Below are 2069 nucleotides of genomic sequence, written 5' to 3'. Positions count from 1 at the left end.
ACCCCCGCCACACCAGCAGCCGCCTGCGCATGCCCGATATTCGACTTCACCGACCCCAGCCACACCGGACGATCAGCCGGACGCCCGCGCCCGTACGTGGCCAGCAGCGCCTGCGCCTCGATCGGGTCGCCCAGGGTGGTGCCGGTGCCGTGCGCCTCGATCGCGTGGATGTCGCGGGTGTCCAGCCTGGCGTCGGCCAGGGCCTGCTGGATGACCTTCTCCTGGGCGGGCCCGCTCGGAGCGGTCATGCCGTTGCTGGCCCCGTCCTGGTTGACCGCCGTGCCCCGGATCACCCCGAGGATCCGGCGCCCGTTGCGCCGTGCCTCGGACAGCCGCTCCAAGGCCAGCACCCCGACCCCCTCGGCCCACGCCGCGCCGTCGGCCGAGGCGGAGAACGACTTGCACCGGCCGTCCGGGGACAGGGCGCCCTGGCGGGAGAACTCGACGAACGGCACCGGCGAGGCCATGACCGTCACGCCGCCGGCCAGGGCGAGCGAGCACTCGTCCTGCCGCAGCGCCCGTACGGCGAGGTGCAGCGCGACCAGCGAGGACGAGCAGGCCGTGTCCACCGTGAGCGAGGGGCCCTCCAGCCCGAGGGTGTAGGACACCCGCCCGGACACCAGGCTGGGGGCGCTGGAGGTGAACAGGGTGCCCTCGACCGACTCCGGCGCCCCGTCGAGGAAGCGGGTGGAGTAGTAGTCGTACATGTTCCCGGCGTAGACGCCCGTCCGGGTGCCGCGCAGGGAGCCGGGCTCGATCCCGGCCCGCTCCAGGGCCTCCCAGCATGCCTCCAGGAACAACCGGTGCTGCGGATCGGTGGCCAGCGCGCTGCGCGGGCTCATCCCGAAGAAGGCCGCGTCGAAGTCGGCGGCGTCGTACAGGAAGCCCCCGTGCCGCGTGTACGACTTCCCCATCGCCTCCGGGTTCGGGTCGTACAGATTTTCCACGTCCCAGCCCCGGTCCGCCGGGAACTCACCGATCGCGTCCCGGCCCGAGACGACCAGGTCCCACAACTCCTCCGGACCGCCCACCCCACCCGGGTAGCGGCACGCCATCCCGACGATCGCCACCGGCTCGTGCCGGCGGTCCTCGTCCTCGGCCAGCCGCTGACGGGCCTCGGCCAGCTCGACGGTGGCGCGTCTGAGGTAGTCGCGGAGCCTGTCCTCGGTCCTCATCGATGGGCCTTCCTGTTCACAGTTCGTTGTCGATGAGTGCGAAGATCTCCTCGTCGGAGGCGGAGTCGATCTTCTCCATCACGGTGTCGGCGTTGTCACCCTGCGGAGCGCCGAACATGGCCAGGCCGCCCTGCAGCACGGCGACGAGCTTGGTGCGGATGGCCTCGCCGTCGTCCTTCGCGCTGGTGAGCATGGATCCCACGCGTTCGAGGGCGCCGCGCAGGGTCTCCTCGGGCGAGGGCGTGGCCGGGGCCAGCGTGTTGAACAGGTATTCGGCCAGGGAGCTGACGGTGGGGTGGTCGAAGACCAGCGTGGTGGGGAGCCGCAGGCCGACGTCGGCGTTGAGCCGGTTGCGGAGTTCCACGGCCGTGAGGGAGTCGAAGCCGAGCTGGGTGAACGCCCGGTCGACGCTGATCTTCTCGGGGTTGCCGTGCGCGAGGACGACGGCGATGTGGTCGCGTACCCGGTCGCTGAGCAGGCGCAGCCCCTCTTCCTTGCTCAGCTCGGCCAGGCGGGCCATCAGCGAGCTGCGGCTCTCGGCCTGGTCGGCACCCGCGGCCCGCCGGGGCGCGCGGACCAGGCCGCGCAGCACCGGCGGCAGGTCGCCGTTCTCGGCCCTGGTACGCAGCCCCGCGCCGTCCCACCGGGTCGCCACCATGGTGGGCTCGGCGCCGGCCAGGGCCGCGTCGAACAGCTCCAGTCCCTGCTCGACGCTCAGCGCCGAGATGCCCGCCCGCGCCAGCCTGGCCATGTCGGCCCGGCTGAGCCCGCCGGTCATGTCGGAGGCCGCGTCCCACAGGCCCCAGGCCACCGAGACCGCCGGAAGTCCCTGGTCGCGGCGGTGTTCAGCGAGCGCGTCCAGGAAGGCGTTGGCGGCGGCGTAGTTGCCCTGCC

The 2069-nt window shown here is 72.6% G+C and carries 2 protein-coding genes; both read right to left on the bottom strand.

The genetic code is table 11. From position 1 onward, the window contains the following. Positions 1–1175, bottom strand: a 1175-nt coding sequence (locus tag AB0J69_RS61620; protein WP_364138664.1) for a beta-ketoacyl synthase N-terminal-like domain-containing protein, incomplete at its 3' end; no start/stop codon positions are given. Positions 1176–1191: 16 nt separating this feature from the next. Further along, a partial coding sequence (locus tag AB0J69_RS61615) for a beta-ketoacyl reductase (RefSeq protein ID WP_364138662.1) occupies positions 1192–2069 on the bottom strand: 878 nt, incomplete at its 5' end.

The organism is Nonomuraea sp. NPDC049709 (assembly GCF_040674815.1).
In the GTDB taxonomy this organism is placed as follows: Bacteria; Actinomycetota; Actinomycetes; order Streptosporangiales; family Streptosporangiaceae; genus Nonomuraea.
This window is presented reverse-complemented; position numbering and strand designations above follow the sequence as displayed.